At 67.2% G+C, this 16,398-nt stretch carries 13 protein-coding genes; 8 read left to right on the top strand and 5 right to left on the bottom strand.

Features of this window, described 5'->3' with window-relative positions; translation table 11 throughout:
- Positions 1 to 3 precede the first annotated feature (3 nt).
- The 3 genes from D3877_RS20330 to D3877_RS20320 all read right to left on the bottom strand — a co-directional run bounded on the left by D3877_RS20330 (position 4) and on the right by D3877_RS20320 (position 3,595).
- Complete coding sequence (locus D3877_RS20330; protein ID WP_119832634.1) at positions 4 to 1,254, bottom strand: sarcosine oxidase subunit beta family protein; 1,251 nt, start codon at positions 1,252 to 1,254, stop codon at positions 4 to 6.
- Between the two features lie 135 nt (positions 1,255 to 1,389).
- Positions 1,390 to 2,508 carry a GlxA family transcriptional regulator gene (locus D3877_RS20325; RefSeq protein ID WP_119832633.1) on the bottom strand — a complete coding sequence of 373 codons (1,119 nt, stop codon included), beginning with the start codon at positions 2,506 to 2,508 and terminating at the stop codon, positions 1,390 to 1,392.
- 124 nt (positions 2,509 to 2,632) lie between these two features.
- Complete coding sequence (locus tag D3877_RS20320) at positions 2,633 to 3,595, bottom strand: GlxA family transcriptional regulator (RefSeq protein WP_238474996.1); 963 nt, start codon at positions 3,593 to 3,595, stop codon at positions 2,633 to 2,635.
- A 227-nt stretch (positions 3,596 to 3,822) separates the two neighbouring features.
- On the opposite strand from D3877_RS20320, the gene betB reads away from it, so the two are divergent.
- Entirely contained in the window at positions 3,823 to 5,292 is a 1,470-nt protein-coding gene (betB, locus tag D3877_RS20315) for a betaine-aldehyde dehydrogenase (RefSeq protein ID WP_119832631.1), read from the top strand.
- A gap of 68 nt (positions 5,293 to 5,360) precedes the next feature.
- Positions 5,361 to 7,058: a choline dehydrogenase gene (gene betA / locus D3877_RS20310; RefSeq protein ID WP_119832630.1), complete on the top strand. Its 1,698-nt coding sequence runs from the start codon at positions 5,361 to 5,363 to the stop codon at positions 7,056 to 7,058.
- Between the two features lie 120 nt (positions 7,059 to 7,178).
- Here betA and D3877_RS20305 read toward each other — a convergent pair whose 3' ends face one another.
- Positions 7,179 to 7,586, bottom strand: coding sequence for a MarR family winged helix-turn-helix transcriptional regulator (locus tag D3877_RS20305; RefSeq protein ID WP_338014627.1), 408 nt, complete (start codon positions 7,584 to 7,586; stop codon positions 7,179 to 7,181).
- Positions 7,587 to 7,686: 100 nt separating this feature from the next.
- Here D3877_RS20305 and D3877_RS20300 point away from each other — a divergent pair, with 100 nt between their 5' ends.
- Positions 7,687 to 8,112 carry a VOC family protein gene (locus D3877_RS20300; RefSeq protein ID WP_119832628.1) on the top strand — a complete coding sequence of 142 codons (426 nt, stop codon included), beginning with the start codon at positions 7,687 to 7,689 and terminating at the stop codon, positions 8,110 to 8,112.
- Positions 8,113 to 8,431: 319 nt separating this feature from the next.
- A complete protein-coding gene (locus D3877_RS20295) occupies positions 8,432 to 10,357 on the top strand; it encodes a bifunctional 5-dehydro-2-deoxygluconokinase/5-dehydro-2-deoxyphosphogluconate aldolase (RefSeq protein WP_119832627.1) in 1,926 nt (641 codons plus the stop codon).
- A gap of 22 nt (positions 10,358 to 10,379) precedes the next feature.
- On the opposite strand, the gene D3877_RS20290 is transcribed toward D3877_RS20295, so the two are convergent.
- The gene (locus D3877_RS20290; protein WP_119832626.1) at positions 10,380 to 10,619 is read right to left on the bottom strand and encodes a hypothetical protein; all 240 of its coding nucleotides are present in this window, start codon (positions 10,617 to 10,619) and stop codon (positions 10,380 to 10,382) included.
- 309 nt (positions 10,620 to 10,928) lie between these two features.
- On the opposite strand from D3877_RS20290, the gene iolD reads away from it, so the two are divergent.
- From iolD to D3877_RS20270, 4 genes are all read left to right on the top strand, one after another.
- Positions 10,929 to 12,776 (top strand): 3D-(3,5/4)-trihydroxycyclohexane-1,2-dione acylhydrolase (decyclizing), encoded by a 1,848-nt coding sequence (gene iolD, locus D3877_RS20285; protein WP_119832625.1) that lies wholly within the window; start codon positions 10,929 to 10,931, stop codon positions 12,774 to 12,776.
- A gap of 62 nt (positions 12,777 to 12,838) precedes the next feature.
- Positions 12,839 to 13,729, top strand: coding sequence for a myo-inosose-2 dehydratase (iolE, locus tag D3877_RS20280; protein ID WP_119832624.1), 891 nt, complete (start codon positions 12,839 to 12,841; stop codon positions 13,727 to 13,729).
- Positions 13,730 to 13,763: 34 nt separating this feature from the next.
- A complete protein-coding gene (locus D3877_RS20275) occupies positions 13,764 to 15,269 on the top strand; it encodes a CoA-acylating methylmalonate-semialdehyde dehydrogenase (protein ID WP_119832623.1) in 1,506 nt (501 codons plus the stop codon).
- Positions 15,270 to 15,383: 114 nt separating this feature from the next.
- On the top strand, positions 15,384 to 16,340 hold the full coding sequence (locus D3877_RS20270; RefSeq protein WP_119832622.1) for a substrate-binding domain-containing protein: 957 nt from the start codon (positions 15,384 to 15,386) through the stop codon (positions 16,338 to 16,340).
- The last annotated feature ends 58 nt before the right edge of the window (positions 16,341 to 16,398 follow it).

Below are 16,398 nucleotides of genomic sequence, written 5' to 3'. Positions count from 1 at the left end.
CTCCTAATGCGCCACGGCGGCGGCGCCGTGTTCGTCGATGAGATAGCCCGACGTGAAACGGTCGAGCGAGAAGGGCGCGTTCAGGACGTGCGGCTCGTTGCGGGCGATGGTGTGGGCGAAGACCCACCCCGACCCCGGCGTCGCCTTGAAGCCGCCGGTCCCCCACCCGCAATTGATGAACAGATTTTCGACCGGGGTTTTGGAGATGATCGGGCTGGCGTCCGGGCAGGTGTCGACGATGCCCGCCCAATGGCGCAGCAGGCGCAGGCGGCTGAAGATCGGGAACAGCTCCAGCAACGGGCCGATCTGGTGTTCGATGACGTGGAAGCTGCCGCGCTGGGCGTAGGAGTTGTAGGAGTCGATGCCGGCGCCGATGACCAGCTCGCCCTTGTCGGATTGGCTGACATAGACGTGAACGGCGTTCGACATCACCACGCAATCCAGCACCGGCTTGATCGGTTCGGACACCAGCGCCTGGAGCGGATGGCTTTCCAGCGGCAGGCGCAGATCGGCCATCCCGGCGACGACGCTGGAATGACCGGCGGCGACCACGCCGACCTTGCCCGCCTGGATGTAACCCCGGGAGGTCTCCACCCCGACCACCTTGCCGCCGACGCGGCGCAGGCCCGTGACCTCGCAATTCTGGATGATGTCCACGCCGCGCGCGCTGGCGGCGCGGGCGAAGCCCCAGGCCACCGCGTCGTGGCGGGCGGTGCCGCCGCGCCGTTGCAGCGTGCCGCCCATGATGGGATAGCGCACGTCGGGCGCAATGTTGATCGCCGGGCAGAACTCCTTGACCTGCTCGCGCGTCAGCCATTCGCTGTCGATGCCGTTGAGGCGCAGCGCGTTGACCCGCCGCACGCTTTCCCGCACGTCGTGGAGATTGTGGGCGAGGTTCAGCACGCCGCGCTGGCTGACCATCGTGTTGTAATTGAGATCCTGGCTCAGCCCCTCATAGAGCTGAAGGGATTTCTCGTAGAGCGCGGCGCTCTCGTCCCACAGATAGTTGGAGCGCAGGATGGTGGTGTTGCGGCCCGTGTTGCCGCCGCCCAGCCAGCCCTTTTCCAACACGGCGACGTTGGTGATCCCGTGTTCCTTGGCCAGATAATAGGCGGTCGCCAGCCCATGCCCGCCACCGCCGATGATGACGACGTCATAGGCTGGTTTCGGCGCCGGATCGCGCCAAGCGCGGCCCCAATGCTCGTGGTGCGAGAACGCGTTTCGGATCAGTGAGACGATCGAGTAATTCGACATGCCTGCCTCGCGCTTTTCACGAGGGTCAGTAGACGGCGGAACGGGGTAGAAACGCTAGAATGCAGCGGCCAACCCATTTGAACAAATGCGACATCGCCGTCGCGAACGTTCAAGCTGACGCGCTCACCGACACCCTCACTCGTACAGCCGCCGATCCGGTGGCGCGCCGCGCAGGTCGAAGGCGCGCAGCAGGGCCGCCGGGCTGTCGCTGGGCAAGGTGAGGCCGTCCGGTTCGCCGCCGCCGCGCCGCAGGGAGGAGGGGGACACGCCGAACCCCTCGCGGAATTGGCGGGAGAAATGGGCGCAATCGGCGAATCCGCACTCCACCGCGATGTCGGTGATGGAGCGGGTCGAGTTGCGCAGCAGCCAGAGGCCGTAGCGCAGGCGCAGCACGCGGTAAAAGGCGGTCGGACTCATGCCGGTGGAAAAGCGGAACAGCCGTTCAAACTGGCGGGTGCTGATGTTGACCTTGCGGGCGATGTCCTCGACCGTCAGCGGGTCGGCGAGATGCTGCTCCATCAGCAGCAGGGCGCGGCGCACCCGGTCGTTGACCACCTCGTTGTGGGTGGGCGGCTGCGGTTGCGGCTGGTTCGCCGGGCGGGCCTTGTCGATCAGCATGATGTGCATGGTTTTCTGGGCGCAGGCCCGGCCCAGATGCCGTTCGATCAAATAAGCCGCCAGATCGGCGACCCCGGCCCCGCCCGAACAGGTGATGCGGTCGCGGTCCACCACGTAAAGCTGGTCGGCCACCGGCTCGACGTCCGGGAATTCCTCGACGTAGTCGCTGTAGTGATACCAACTGACGCAACAGCGCCGCCGCGTCATCAGCCCGATCCGGCTCAAGGCGAAACCGCCGGTGCAGACGCCGACCAGCGTCACCCCGGCGGCGGCGGCGGCCTTCAAATAGGCGATGGTCTCGGCGTCCAATTGCGGGCCGGGATTCAGCAGGCCACCGACGACGACGATGTAATCGAAGCCGCGCGGATCCTGGAACGCTTCCCACGGGGCGATGGACACGCCGCAGCTTGACCGCACCGGCTCGGTTCCCGACCCGGACCCCATGATCGTCCAGCGGCAGCGGATCTGCCGCGATCCGTCGCCGTCGTCCGCCGCCAACCGCAGGGCGTCGAGAAAGGTCGCCAGCGCCGTCAGGGTGAAGCGGTTGGCCAGAATGAAGCCAACGGACAGCACGGCCTCCTTCGACCGTTTCGGCGCGTCGCCGGGTTGCCAGCCGTTCCAGGCGCCATCGGGCATGCCACGCTCTCCCCTTGTTCCCCGCGACAAACTGTCGCCTCTTTTTCAACGGGGAACAAGGGGGCGCGCGTCGGATCGGATCCGCCAATGGTCAGAGGCGCGACGACGCCAAAGGACCGTCCGCTCAGGCCCCCACAGGCACGCGGACCCGCTGCCCTTGGCGGTCGCTGCGCGGCGGCACGCCAAAATGGTCGCGGTAGCATTTGCTGAAATGGGTGGCGGAGACGAAGCCGCAGCAGACCGCCACCTCGATCACCGACAGCGTGGTTTGCGACAGCAATTGACGCGCCCGCTTCAGCCGCAGGCCCAGATAATGGCGGGCGGGCGAGCAATCGAGGTATTTGCGGAACAGCCGTTCCACATTGCGCCGCGACTGCCCCAGCATGGCCGACAGCGTCGCCAGATCCAGCGGATCTTCGATGTTGTCCTGCATCAGCCGGATGATGGCGTGCAGCTCCTTGCACTCCATCCCCGGATTGGGCTGGATCGCCTCATGCTGCTGGGCGTGGCCGGGGCGGATGCGGTCGTGCAGCATCTGTTCGGCGATGTCGATGGCCAGCGGCTCGCCATGGGTCGCGGCGATCCGGTGCAGCATCATGTCGGTGGCCGAGGTGCCGCCCGCGCAGGTGAAGCGGTTGCGGTCGATGGTGAACAGCTCCCCCGTCGCCTCGATCTCCGGGAAGGTTTCGGCGATGCCCGCCAAATTCTCCCAATGGATGGTGCAGCGGTAGCCGTCGAGCAGCCCCGCCCGCGCCAGAATGTGGCTGCCGGTGCAGACCGCGCCCAGATTGGTTCCCCGCGCCGCCGCCCGCCGCAGCCAGGACAAGACCGCCCTGTCGTCATACCGATGGCCGCCGACGCCGCTGCACAGAACCACCGTCGGCAACGGCGGGGCGTCGTCGAGGCCATGGTCGCACAGCACGCCGACGCCGTTGCTGGCCCGCTCGCCCCCGCCGTCCTTTGAGATCAGAACCCAGCGGTACAGCGTCCGCCCGCTGATGTGGTTGGCGAGGCGCAACGGCTCCACCGACGCGGTGAAGGCGATCATCGAAAAATCGGGGACCAGCAGGAATCCGATTGTTTCCATCCCATCACTCCTCATCCCAACAGCGGAGAGCCAAAAGCGGATGTCCGAGGGTGGCATGGCTCGACAGTAGCATCGCCCCCGCCGCTCCCGGATTGAACATGAACGCCCTTGTCCTTGTCCCGAAGCGACAAGTGCGGAGAATGGGGACGACGGCGTTTATTTTTTATTGGACGACCAATTAAAAAAAACGGCTAAGCTGTGGTCCAGCGAACGGCGGAGGCGGAATCATGGCGCGGTTCGGACGACAGGCTCATTACATCCACGGCCAACCGACGCAAGCGGGCGGCGACGACACCTTCACCACCATCAACCCGGCAACGGGGGAGGCGCTGGCCGAGGTCGCGCAGGCGACCAGCGCGGATGTGGACCGCGCCGTCGACAGCGCGCGCGCCGGACAGGCCCAATGGGGCGCCCTGCCCGCCATGGAGCGCGCCCGCGTGCTGCGCCGGGCCGTCGCCCTGCTGCGCGAGCGCAACGACGAGCTGGCCGAACTGGAAACGCTCGACACCGGAAAGCCGCTCAGCGAGACGCGCGCGGTGGACGTCGCCACCGGGGCCGACGTGCTGGAATATTACGCGGGCCTCGCCCCGGCGCTGGAAGGGCGGCAAATTCCGCTGCGCCCCTCCTCCTTCGTTTACACGCGGCGGGAGCCGCTGGGGGTGGTCGCCGGGATCGGGGCGTGGAATTACCCGATTCAGATCGCCTTGTGGAAATCGGCCCCGGCGCTGGCCGCTGGCAACGCCATGATCTTCAAACCCAGCGAGATCACGCCGCTGACCGCCCTGCGGCTGGCCGCGCTTTACAGCGAAGCGGGTCTGCCCGACGGCGTGTTTAACGTCGTCCAGGGCGATGGTAGGGTCGGCGCGCTGCTCAGCGCCCATCCGGGAATCGAGAAAATCTCCTTCACCGGCGGGGTGGAGACCGGCAAGCGGGTGATGGCGGCGGCGGGCGGATCCTCGCTGAAGGATGTGACGATGGAGTTGGGCGGCAAGTCGCCGTTGATCGTCTTCGCCGATGCCGACCTCGACCGCGCCGCCGACATCGCCATGATGGCGAATTTCTACAGCTCCGGCCAAGTCTGCACCAACGGCACGCGGGTGTTCGTCCACCGCAGCGTCCAGAAGGGTTTCGAGGAGCGGCTGTTGACCCGCGTGCGGCGGATTCGTCTGGGCGACCCGCTCGACCCGGCGACGAATTTCGGCCCCCTCGCCAGCTTCCCGCACCGCGACAAGGTGCTGGGCCTCATCGAGTCCGGCAAGGCGGAGGGCGCGCGGCTGCTGGCGGGCGGCGGCCCGCCGGACGGCGATGCCTTCGCGCGCGGCGCTTATGTGGCGCCTACCGTCTTCACCGATTGCCACGACCGCATGCGCATCGTACAGGAGGAGATCTTCGGCCCCGTCCTGTCGATCCTGACCTTCGACGAGGAGGAGGAGGTCATCGCACGGGCCAACGCCACCCGCTATGGGTTGGCCGCCGGTCTGGTGACGCAAGACCTCGCCCGCGCCCACCGCGTCATTCACCGGCTGGAGGCCGGGATCTGCTGGATCAACGCCTGGGGCGAATCGCCGCCGGAAATGCCGGTGGGCGGCTTCAAGGAATCCGGCGTTGGCCGGGAAAACGGCGTCGAAGCGCTCGACCAATACACCCGTGTCAAATCGGTGCAAATCGAGTTGGGGCCATACGCGTCCGTGTTCTGACCGACGCCGTCCATGCGCCATCGGTTCCGTCTCGCCTGAGAATCTCTGATTCACAGAGGGTTTGAGTCATGTCCAACGCGCGTCACGACTATGATTACATCATCATCGGCGCCGGATCGGCGGGCAACGTCCTGGCCTGCCGGTTGACCGAGGATCCCGGAGTCAGCGTGCTGTTGCTGGAGGCGGGCGGGCGCGACCATCGGATGGACTTCCGCACCCAGATGCCGGCGGCGCTCGCCTTTCCCTTGCAGGGGCGGCGCTACAATTGGGCCTACGTCACCGAACCCGAACCGCGCATGAACAACCGCCGCATGGAATGCGGGCGGGGCAAGGGGCTGGGCGGCTCCTCGCTCATCAACGGCATGTGCTACATCCGGGGCAACGCGCTGGATTACGACGGCTGGGCCGAACAGCCGGGGTTGGACGGCTGGAGCTATCTGGATTGCCTGCCCTATTTCAAAAAGGCGGAAACCCGCGACGCCGGGCCGAACGCCTATCACGGCGGCGACGGCCCGGTGCAGGTGACGACCGCCAAACCCGGCGTCAACCCGCTCTATGAGGCGATGATCGAGGCCGGAATCGAGGCGGGTTACGCGCGCACCGACGATCTGAACGGCCACCGCCAGGAAGGCTTCGGCCCGATGGACCGCACCGTCACCCCGCAAGGGCGGCGGTCGAGCACGGCGCGCGGTTATCTCGACCGCGCGCGCGGGCGGCCCGGCCTGACCATCGTCACCCACGCGCTGACCGACCGCATCCTGTTCGACGGTCGCCGCGCCATTGGAGTCGCCTATCTGCAATCCGGCGCGCCGGTGACGGCCCACGCCCGGCGCGAGGTTCTGCTCTGCGCCGGGGCCATCGCCTCCCCCGCCATCCTGCAACGGTCGGGCGTGGGGCCAGCGGCGGTTTTGCGCGATCTTGGCGTGGCGACGGTGCTCGACCTGCCAGGGGTGGGGGCCGATCTGCAAGACCATCTGGAAATGTACATCCAGTATGAATGCAAACAGCCGGTGTCGCTGTACCCGGCCCTGCAATGGTGGAACCAACCGGCCATCGGCGCGGAATGGCTGTTTCGCGGCACCGGAATCGGGGCCAGCAACCAGTTCGAGGCGGGCGGCTTCATCCGCACCGACGACGAGGTTGCTTGGCCCAATCTCCAGTATCATTTCCTGCCGGTGGCGATCAGCTACAACGGGACCAACGCGGTCAAGGCTCACGGTTTCCAGGCGCATGTCGGCTCCATGCGCTCCCCCAGCAAGGGGCGGGTGCGGGCGGTGTCGCGCGATCCGAACGCGCCGCCCAGCATCCTGTTCAACTACATGGCCGAAGAGCAGGATTGGCGGGAGTTCCGCGCCGGACTCCGCATCACCCGGACGATCATGCGGCAAAAGGCGCTCTCCCCCTATCGCGGGCGGGAAATCAGCCCCGGCGCGGACTGCCAGACCGACGCCGAGATCGACGCCTTCGTCCGCCAGCACGCCGAAACGGCCTATCACCCATCCTGCTCCTGCCGGATGGGAACCGACGAGATGGCGGTGGTGGACGAACAGGGGCGGGTGCATGGGATGGAGGGGCTGCGCGTCATCGACGCGTCGATCATGCCGCGCATCATCACCGGCAACCTCAACGCGCCAACCATCATGATGGCGGAAAAGCTGGCCGACGTGATCCGCGACCGACCGCCGGAACCGCGCGCCGACGTCCCCTATTACGTCGCCCCCACCGCGCTCGCCGTCGTTGGAACGCGCCGCATGGCCGTGGCGTGATCCATGCCGATGCCGTCCATGCCCCCTTGGGTGCCGCCGCCGGAGCAAAACGCCGCCCCGCCCGGCCTGTGGTGCCGGATCAGAAAAGTGGTGGTCGGCTGGTGGCGCGCGGCGCGCCGATCAACGTGATCGGGACAACCGAAGGAGATCGGCGCGCAGGGCGTCGGCGTCGGCCAAGTCCGCCTCCAGCGCCGCGTGCTCGGCGGTCCACAGCGGAACCGCCTGGGCCAGCAACGCCCGCCCCTCCGCCGTCAGGCTCAGCAAACGGCCCCGCTTGTCCGTGGGGTTGCTGAGGATGGCGACTAGCCCCCGGCGTTCCAGCGGCTTCAGGGCGGCGGTCAGCGTCGTGCGGTCCATCGCCAGCAGGGCGGCGACCGGGGCCATGCCCGGCGGCTCCGGGCGGTTCAACGCCATCATCAGCGAGAACTGACCGTTGGTCAGATCGAGCGGACGGAACAGATCGTCAAAGCGCTTGGCCAGGGCGCGCGCCGCCCGCTGAACATGCAGGCAGAGACAGCGGTCGCGCACCAAAATCGTTGTTTCGTATGGGATTTTCGCGTCGTTTGACATGGGTCAATTATGTTGATATCAACGTATCTTGTCAAGACCTCATGCTTGGAGTCGTCCCATGATCGTTCAGCCCTATCTGTTTTTTGAAGGCCGTTGCGAAGAGGCGATCACCTTCTACCAGCGTGTGTTGGGCGCCAAAGTCGGCATGTTGCTGCGGTTCAAGGATTGCCCTGACACACCCCCGGAAGGCGCGATGCCGCCGGGCAGCGAAAACAAGATCATGCACGCCGACCTGCGCATCGGCGATTCCACGATCATGGCGTCGGACGCTTGCGGAGCGGTTCCAGCCGACTTGAGTTCCGCTTTCAAGGGCTTTTCCCTGTCGGCGACGGTGGCCGACGCGGACGAAGCCAACCGCCTGTTCACCGCGCTGGGCGACGGCGGCGCGGTGCTGATGCCGTTGGGCAAGACCTTCTTCTCCCCCTGTTTCGGCATGGTTCAGGACCAGTTCGGCGTGTCGTGGATGGTGATCGTTCAGGAATAAGCGGTTCATCCGTTCCATCGCCCCCCTGCTCGATCCGTTTTCCGCCCCCGTCGTCGGCGCCGTTTGGTCCGGCGGCGGGGCGTTTTCATGCCCGCTCGGCGCCTTGCCAGATGGAATAAAAATTCTTGATTGACGGGTTGGGGAATTTTTGTTCTATAATCAAACCAACGTTCCACCGCCTGCCCACGCAAGGCCCCGACCCAAAAAAGCCGGAACGATTGGGGGAGACACGACCGATGGGGACCGCCACGCGCGCGGCCCGGCTGCGGTTCCGCTCGTCCAGCGTTCGCCCGGCTTCGGATTTCAGCGGAGCTGATTCATGCCTCACGAACGCTCACTCGACGTCATTTCCATTGGCCGCTCCTCCGTCGACCTTTACGGCGAGCAGGCGGGCGGCCGGTTGGAGGACGTCCAAAGCTTCGCCAAATATGTCGGCGGCTGCCCGACCAACATCGCGGTCGGCACGGCGCGTCTGGGGCTGCGCTCGGCCCTGCTGACGCGGGTCGGCGACGAGCATATGGGCCGCTTCATCCGCGAACAATTGATCCGCGAGGGGGTGGAGACCAGCCACGTCGTCACCGACCCCGAACGGCTGACCGCGCTGGTCATTCTGGGCATTCGCGACCGCGAAACCTTCCCGCTGATCTTCTATCGGGAAAACTGCGCCGACATGGCGATTTGCGAGGATGACGTCGATGAGTCCTTCATCGCGTCGGCCCGCGCCATCCTGGTCAGCGGGACCCACTTCTCCACCCCCGGCACCGACGCCGCCATGCGCAAGGCGATGCGGCTGGCGCGCGCCAACGGCGTGAAGGTGGTGCTGGACATTGATTACCGCCCCGTCCTGTGGAAGCTGACCGGCCATGGACTGGGGGAGGAGCGTTTCGTCGCCGACGGCGGGGTGACGGCGTTGATCCAAACCATCCTGCCCGGCTGCGACCTGATCGTCGGCACGGAGGAGGAGTTCCACATCGCGGGCGGCAGCACCGACACCGTGGCCGCCCTGCGCGCCGTGCGGCGGCTGAGCCGGGCGACGCTGGTGTGCAAACGCGGGCCGATGGGCTGCGTGGTGTTCCCCGGCGACGTGCCGGACAGTCTGGAGTTGGGCGTGCGCGGCCCCGGTTTTCCGGTCGAGGTTTACAACGTGTTGGGGGCGGGCGACGCCTTCATGTCGGGCTTCCTGCGCGGCTGGCTGCGCGACGCGGCGCTGGAGGATTGCTGCAAATACGCCAACGCCTGCGGCGCCTTCGCAGTGTCGCGCCACGGCTGCGCTCCGGCGATTCCGACCTGGACCGAACTGACCCATTTCCTGACCCATGGCAGCCCGACCCCGCGTCTGCGCGAGGATTCGCGGCTGTCCCACATTCATTGGGCGACCACCCGCCGCCGCGATTGGCCGGAGGTGCTGGCCTTCGCCATCGACCACCGCGCCCAGCTTGAGGCGATGGCCGAGCGCCACGGCGCCGATCCCGCCCGCATCGCCGATTTCAAACGCTTGGCGCTGGACGCCGCCCGACAGGGCGCGGGCGGACGCGACGGTTTCGGCATGCTGCTGGACGGCATCCATGGCCAGGACGCGCTGGCGGCCTTGACCGGAACCAACGCCTGGATCGGTCGCCCCATCGAGCTTCCCGGATCGCGCCCCCTGCGGTTCGAGGGCGGCCCCGACGCCGCCGTTCTGATCCGCGAATGGCCCGCCGAGCATGTCGTCAAATGCCTGGTCTTCCTGCACCCCGACGACGAACCCGTGTTGCGCGGCGAGCAGGAACGGCAGATCGAGGCGCTGTTCGCCGCCTGTCGCGGCACCGGGCATGAATTGCTGTTGGAAATCATCCCGCCCAAGGGATCGCCGGTGGACGACGACACCATCGCCCGCGCGCTCGACCGCTTTTACGAGCTGGGCGTGTTGCCGGATTGGTGGAAGCTGCCCTCCCCCGCCAGCCAAACGGCGTGGAATCGGATTTCCGACGTCATCGCCGCGCGGGATCCGCTGTGCCGGGGCGTGTTGATCCTCGGCCTCGACGCCCCGGAGGAGGAGTTGCAAGCCGGTCTGGCGCTGGCCGCCCGGCAGCCGATCTGCAAAGGTTTCGCCGTTGGCCGCACCCTGTTCGGGGCCGCCGCCGAGGGCTGGCTGTCCGGCGCCCTGACCGACGCGCAAGCGGTGGAAACGATGGCGACCGCCTACCGCCGCCTCATCGCCTTCTGGGACGAGCAGCGGGCCGAGGCCAAGCGCGCGGCGGCCTGAACCGCGTCGCACGGCGGAATGGTCAGTCGGCCTCCGCGATCTGAACGGGTCGGGCGTGCTGGGATGCCCCTCCACCCCCCGGCTTCGCGCGGCTGCGGCTGCGCGGGGCGATGGACAGGCCCGTCCAAACGGCGCTGACGCGCAGGCTGTCCGGGAACGGCGGTCGTTCGGCCCGCTGTTCCGCAAAACGACGCGTGGACGGCTGACCGGCGCACGCGGCCAGCGTCACGGCGCAGAACAGGGCAAGACAGAGCTTTGGCATGGCGGCTCGGTTCGGGAGATGTCGTGTCCGGCAGGAAAAACCCGAACGCCGTATAAAATCCATGTGGCGCGCCGACCGGCTGGCGTATGCAAAAACATCCCGCACTGCGAAACATCCGTAAAGCCAACAACAAGCTCTTTACAGCCTCATTTAGAACGTATATTCTAAACTGGAAAGCAAGACGGAAGAAAAATGCCGTCATCCGGTGGCCGCGACGCGCGCCGGTTCAAAAAGACGGATCCCGCCCGTCGATGGGCGACGATCCCGGAGGAACACGGGCCGCAACCGGCCCCTTGAGGAGTAGCGAGAATGGCGACCGTGCGCCTTACCGTGGCCCAGGCTCTGGTCAAGCATCTGAGCGCCCAATTTGTCGAGCTGGACGGCCAGGAACTGCCGCTGTTCGCCGGTGTGTGGGCGATCTTCGGGCATGGCAACGTCGCCGGTCTGGGCGAGGCGCTGCACGCCGCCCGCGACACGCTGCCGACCTACCGCGCCCACAACGAACAGGGCATGGCGCACGCCGCCATCGCCTACGCCAAGGCGCAAGGCCGCCGCCGGATGATGGCCTGCACCAGTTCGGTCGGGCCGGGCGCGGTCAACATGGTGACGGCGGCGGCGCTGGCCCACGTCAACCGCCTGCCGGTGCTGCTGCTGCCGGGCGATACCTTCGCCACCCGCGCGCCCGACCCGGTGCTGCAACAGGTGGAGCAGCCCGGCGATTTCACCGTGTCGGCCAATGATTGCTTCCGCCCGGTGTCGCGCTTTTGGGACCGCGTCACCCGGCCTGAGCAACTCATGCCCAGCCTGCGCCGCGCCATCCAGGTGCTGACCGATCCGGTCGATTGCGGCCCGGTGACGCTGTGCCTGCCGCAGGACGTCCAGGCCGAAGCCTATGATTTCCCGCTGTCCTTCTTCGCCAAGACCGTGCGCCGCGCCCGCCGCCCGGAACCCGACCGCGACGAGCTGGCGGCGGCCTTGACCGCCCTGCGCGGCACGTCGAAGCCGCTGATCGTGGCCGGTGGCGGCGTGCATTACAGCGGCGCCTGCGCGGCCTTGGCCGATTTCGCCGCGCGCCATGGAATTCCGGTGGCGGAAACCCAGGCGGGCAAGGGCGCGCTGGCCTGGGATCATCCTTGCAACGTCGGCTCCATCGGCGTGACCGGATCGAGCGCCGCCAACGCCCTGGCGGAAGAGGCCGACGTGGTGCTGGCCGTCGGCACCCGGCTGGCCGATTTCACCACGGCCTCTTGGTCGGTGTTCGGCAATCCCGCCGGGCGGCTGGTCGGGCTGAACGTCGCCGCCTTTGACGCGGTGAAGGGCGACGCCCTGCCGCTGGTCGCCGACGCGGCGCGCGGGCTGGCGGCGCTGGACGGCGGGCTGGGCGATTGGGCCGCGCCGACGGCGTGGCGGGCGCTGGCGCAAGAGCGGATGACTGTGTGGAACCGCGTGGTGGACGCGGCGACCGCCGACGCCGGGTTGGATTTGCCGACCGACGCCCAGGTGTTGGGCGCCGTCAACCGGGCGGCGGGCGAGGATGGCGTGGTCGTCTGCGCGGCGGGCGGTTTGCCGGGCGAACTGCACAAGCTGTGGCGCACGGCACGGCCCGGCGGCTATCACCTGGAATACGGCTTTTCCTGCATGGGCTATGAGATCGCCGGGGGTTTGGGCGTCAAGATGGCCTGCCCGGATCGCGAGATCTTCGTCATGGTCGGCGACGGCAGCTACATGATGATGAACTCCGAACTCGCCGTGTCGGTGATGATGAAGCGCAAGCTGGTCGTCGTCCTGCTCGACAACCGGGGCTATGGCTGCATCAACCGCTTGCAGAACGCCTGCGGCGGCGCGCCCTTTAACAATCTGCTGCGCGACGCCCATTTTGAAACGGATGTTCTGCCCACCGTCGATTTCGCCGCCCATCTGCGGGCGCTGGGCGCGGTGACGGAGCAGGTGACGGGCGTGGCCGCCCTGTCCGACGCGCTGGAGCGCGCCAAGTCCTCCCCCGTCACCTACGCCATTGTCATCAACACCGACCCGCTGCCCTCGACCAAAGAAGGCGGGGCGTGGTGGGACGTGCCGGTGCCCGAAGTGTCCACCCGACCGGAGGTGACGGCGGCGCGCGCCCGCTACGTCGCCGCCAAGGCCCGGCAGCGCCGCTGAAACGCGCGTTCCAGTTTCTTCCCCTTCCAATCCGTCTCGCTGTTGTGTGGGAGCACCCGATTATGACCGTTCGTCTTGGCGTCAACCCGATCGCCTGGAGCAACGACGACATGCAGGAGCTGGGTGGCGACACCCCGCTGGAGGTCTGCTTGGCCGAAGGCCGTCAGGCCGGTTTCGCCGGGTTCGAGCTTGGCCACAAATTCCCCCGCGATCCCGACGCCCTGCGCCCGATCCTGGAGCGTCACGGCCTGTCGCTGGTCTCGGGCTGGTACAGCGCCGGTCTGCTGGAGCGCAGCGTCGCCGAGGAGATCGAGGCGGTGCAGCCGCATCTGCGCCTGCTGAAGGCGTTCAACTGTTCGGTCATGGTGGTGGCGGAAACCACCGGCTGCGTCCATGGCGAACGCGGCACGCCGCTGTCCAAACGCCCGAAACTCGACGCCGGGCAATGGGCGGAGTTCGGGCGCAAGATGACCGAATTCGGCGATTACCTGCGCGAACAGGGAACCCCGCTGGCCTACCATTACCACATGGGCACGGTGGTTGAGACGCCGGACGAGATCAACCGCTTCGCCGACTCCACCGGCGACAGCGTCGGCGTTCTGCTCGACACCGGGCATCTGACCTTCGCGGGCGGCAACCCGCTGGACGTCGTCGCCGCCTGGGGCCATCGCATCAACCATGTCCATTGCAAGGACGTCCGCGCCGACGTGCTGGCGGCGGCCAAGGCTGGCGACAGCAGCTTTCTCGACGCCGTGGTGAACGGCGTGTTCACCGTGCCGGGCGACGGCTGCGTCGATTTCCCGGCGGTGCTGGCCGCGCTGAAGGCCAAGAATTATCGCGGCGAATGGCTGGTGATCGAAGCCGAACAGGATCCCGCCAAGGCTCACCCGCTGACCTACGTCACCAAGGGCCGTCAGCATCTCAGCGCGCTGGTCGCCGAACTCGGCCTGTGACCGCGCCGCTCTCTTCCGAAAGATCGCCTTCATCATGACCAAGATCCTTCCGCATTTCATCGGCGGCGCGTTGGTTGACGGAACCAGCGGACGCAGCGGCGACGTGTTTAACCCGGCGACGGGCCGCGTCAGCGCCAAGGTTCCGCTGGCGACGGCGGCGGAGGTGGACCGCGCGGTGGCCGTCGCCCGCGCCGCCTTCCCGGCCTGGTCGAACGCCACGCCGTTGCGCCGGGCGCGAGTGATGTTCACTTTCAAGCAGTTGCTGGAGGCCAACGCCGCCACGCTCGCCAGCCTCATCACCGCCGAACATGGCAAGGTCCATTCCGACGCGCTGGGTGAAGTCACGCGCGGGCTGGAGGTGGTGGAGTTCGCCTGCGGCGGCCCCCATCTGCTGAAGGGTGAGGTGGCGGAAAATGTCGGCACGCGCGTGGACAGCCACTCGCTGCGCCAACCGCTGGGCGTCGTCACCGGAATCACGCCGTTCAACTTCCCGGCCATGGTGCCGATGTGGATGTTTCCGGTCGCCATCGCCTGCGGCAACTGCTTCATCCTGAAGCCGTCCGAACGGGTGCCGAGCGCGGCGCTGTTCCTGGCCGATCTGTTGAAGCAGGCCGGGCTGCCCGACGGCGTGTTCAACGTCGTCCATGGCGACAAAATCGCGGTGGACGCCCTGTTGACCCACCCCGACGTCAAGGCTGTGAGCTTCGTCGGCTCCACCCCCATCGCTCAGTATATTTACGCCACGGGCGCGGCCCATGGGAAACGGGTGCAGGCGCTGGGCGGCGCCAAGAACCACATGATTATTATGCCCGACGCCGACCTTGACCAAGCGGTGGACGCGCTGATGGGCGCGGCCTATGGGTCGGCTGGCGAGCGCTGCATGGCGATTTCAGTGGCCGTGCCGGTGACGGACGCGGTGGCCGACGCGCTGGTCGCCAAGCTGACCGAGCGGGTGCGCGGCCTGAAGATCGGTCCCGGCACGGATCCCGCCGCCGACATGGGTCCGCTCGTCACCGGGATCCATCGCGACAAGGTGCGCGGCTACATCGACCTTGGCGTCGCTGAAGGGGCCGAACTGATCGTCGATGGCCGCGAGGTCGCCATCGCCGATCCAGAGTGCGCCGACGGCTATTTCCTGGGCGGCACGCTGTTCGACCGGGTGACGCCGGAGATGCGGATCTACAAGGAAGAGATTTTCGGCCCGGTGCTGGCGGTGGTCCGCGTTCCCGATTACCGCACAGCGGTCGATCTCATCAACGCGCACGAATTCGGCAACGGCACGGCGATCTTCACCCGCGACGGCGACACCGCGCGCGCCTTCGGGGCGGAGATCGAAGTCGGCATGGTCGGCGTCAACGTGCCGATCCCGGTGCCGATGGCCTTCCACAGCTTCGGCGGCTGGAAACGCTCGCTGTTCGGCGATCACCACATGCACGGGCCGGAAGGGGTGCGCTTCTACACCCGTCTGAAGACCATCACCACCCGCTGGCCGACCGGCATCCGCGCCGGGGCCGACTTCGTCATGCCGACGATGTCCTGAGCATCGCCACGGAGGCCGCCACGGACGATCAACGTCCGGGCGGACAAAGCCTCGCACCGTTCCCCTCGCACCGTTCCAAGCCCATCGCGTCAAAAAACCAAACCGGAGGAAATCATGTCCAAGAACACGCTCGCTCTCGCTTTCGGCGCCGCTCTGGCCGCCACCACGGCGCTGACCTCCTTCTCCGCGCTGGCGGCGGGCGAGAAGATTTTCGTCAGCTTCCAGAACCTGTCGGAACCCTTCGTCATCGCCATGAACCGCGCCCTTCAGGCCGAAGCAAAGGTTCTCGACGTCAGCCTGATCGTGGTGGACGCGCAAAGCAACTCGCCCAAACAGTCCGCCGATCTGGCCAACGCGGTGGTGCAGGGCGCCAAGGGCGTCATCGTCGCCCCGAACGACGCCAAGGCGCTGGCCCCGGCCATCGACGATCTGCTGGCCGAGAAGATCCCGGTCGTCACCGTGGACCGCCGCGTCGAAGGCACGACCAAGCCGGTCGCCCATGTCGGCGCCGACAACGTCGCCGGTGGCCGCACGCTGGCCAATTGGGTGGTCAAGACCTTCCCCAACGGCGCCCGCATCGTCCATCTCAGCGGCCAGCCGGGCAGCAGCTCCGCCATCGACCGGGCCAAGGGCTTCCGCGACGGCATCGCTGCGGCGGGGTCCAAGTATCAGTTGATCGCCGACCAGACCGCCAACTGGAAGCGGGCCGAGGGTCTGACCGTCACCGAAGGCATCCTGACCGCCAACGCCAGCAACCCGCCCGACGTCGTCGTCGCGTCGAACGACGACATGGCGCTGGGCGCGCTGGAGGCCGTGCGCTCCACCAGCGGCGGCAAGTCGAAGACGCTGGTCATCGGCTTCGACGCTCTGCCGGAAACGCTGGGCAAGATCCGCGCGGGCGAAATGTCCGGCACGGTGGAGCAAAGCCCGAGCACCCAGATCCGCACGGCCCTGAACACCCTGGTCAACCACATCCGCAAAGGAAGCGAGCTGAAGAGCATGGCGCTGGAGCCGACGCTCATCACCAAGGACAATCTCGACAAGGCCGACCGCATCGGCGAGGTCAAGTAAGCCTCCTCGTTCGAAGCAAGCCTGAACGAGCGGGGAACCGGACGGACGCCATCCCGTC

It is taken from the genome of Azospirillum cavernae (assembly GCF_003590795.1).
Lineage (GTDB): Bacteria > Pseudomonadota > Alphaproteobacteria > Azospirillales > Azospirillaceae > Azospirillum > Azospirillum cavernae.
The sequence above is the reverse complement of the archived record's forward strand: the minus strand, read 5'-3'. Positions and strand labels throughout refer to the sequence as shown.